2 protein-coding genes are annotated in these 1536 nt (G+C 70.8%); both read right to left on the bottom strand.

Features of this window, described 5'->3' with window-relative positions; translation table 11 throughout:
- Positions 1–519 (bottom strand): hypothetical protein (locus tag DW850_RS10030; RefSeq protein WP_199575688.1); only part of this gene is annotated, 519 nt, incomplete at its 3' end.
- 26 nt (positions 520–545) lie between these two features.
- A complete protein-coding gene (locus tag DW850_RS10025) occupies positions 546–1208 on the bottom strand; it encodes a response regulator transcription factor (RefSeq protein WP_117786969.1) in 663 nt (220 codons plus the stop codon).
- Positions 1209–1536 lie beyond the last annotated feature (328 nt).

The raw sequence follows: 1536 nt of genomic DNA, 5'->3' as shown, positions 1-1536 counted from the left end.
CGCCACGAGCGCGAGCGCGAGCGCGCTTCCCGCCGTGGCGCCGACGAGCATGAGGCTCTGCGGGTTGGGAAGCAGGCCGGCGAGGTCGCGCGAGACCCACTGCGGCAGGTACTCGCTGACGAGTGCGCAGGCCCCGCCGCCCTTGAGCGGGAACGCGGCGTAGGTGAGGCCCGAGCCCCCGCCCTCGATCTCCACTGTGCCCGGATCCGCGGCGAGTGCCGTACGGGCCATTTCCGTCGCGTCCTCGAGCCGCGTGCTCTCGAGGTCTGTCATCAGCACGTTTCCGTCCTTGTTCAGGATGAGGTAGCGGTACGCCGTCGGCACGTCCTGCTGCCCGCAGACGCCGTCGCGTGCCAGGCCCTCCGCGACATCGCGCGCATTGGCCGGCCCCCAGCTTGCCTCGTAGACATAGCCCGCGTTGATCGCCACGGAGAGCACCATGAACGAGGCGAGCCACGCCGTGGCGACCGCCGCGAACGCGTAGGCGAAGTAGCGCGCGATGACGAAGGAGAGCGGCATGCCCCCGCGACCTCGCGCCCCGATCCTCAGAGCTGCCACTTGTACCCCATCCCCCAGACGGTCGCGATCGGATCGGCGCCGGCCTCGGAGAGTTTCCTCCGGGCGCGGCTGACCTGCATGGATATGGCCGCGTCGTCGGCGTCGCTCTCCCAGCCGAGTACCGCCTCGCGTATCTGCGCGCGGCTCATGACCTGCCCGGGGTGGCGGGCGAGGTACTCGCAGATGGCGTACTCGGTGGGCGTGAGCGGCACGGCCTTGTCGCCCACGGCGAGGCCGCGCGCCCCGAGGTCGATCCGCACCTCCCCGAAGGAGAGGGCGTGCGAGCGCGGTCGGCGCTCACGGCGTAGATGGGCCGCGACCTTGGCGCGCAGTTCCGCGGCCCCGAAGGGCTTGCGGACGTAGTCGTCGGCGCCCAGGCCGTAGGCGGCCACGGCATCCTCCTCGGCCACGCGCGCGGTCAGGAAGACGATGGGCCCGTCAAAGTCCGGGCGGATCTGCCGCACGAGCTCGAAGCCGTCGAGCCCCGGCATCATGACGTCGCAAAGCACGAGGTCGAAGCGCGAGAGGTCCATCCCCGGGACCGCTGTCGGGTCCGCCGCCTTGACGACCTCATGACCGTCGCGGCCGAGGACGCGCGCGAGCGCGTCGAGGATCGCCCGTTCATCATCCACTGCCAGTATCCTCGCCATGTTGACCTCCTGAAACTCTCGTCGGAATTGTACTAGCGCCGCACTCAGCGGTCCAGAGCCCTGCGCGCAGCGCCGACCCCCAGCCGGCGTCGAGCAGGGCATTCCCGCCCAGGACGAGCGCTGCGGAGAAGAGGACGAGCATGGCGGCGAGCGGCTTCCTACGCATCTGCCCTCCCGTCCTCGAAGCGGCAGAACCAGGCGAGAAGGACGGCGTCGGCTGCCAGGGTGAGCACGAGGCCAGCGAACGCAGTCGTGAGGAGAGGGCCCGCCGCGTGTGCGGCGTCGATAAAGGCCTCCACCCCGAGCGACCCCAGTCGCGCGGGCCAGG

This window comes from Collinsella sp. AM36-4AA, from assembly GCF_003467795.1.
Lineage (GTDB): Bacteria > Actinomycetota > Coriobacteriia > Coriobacteriales > Coriobacteriaceae > Collinsella.
This window is presented reverse-complemented; position numbering and strand designations above follow the sequence as displayed.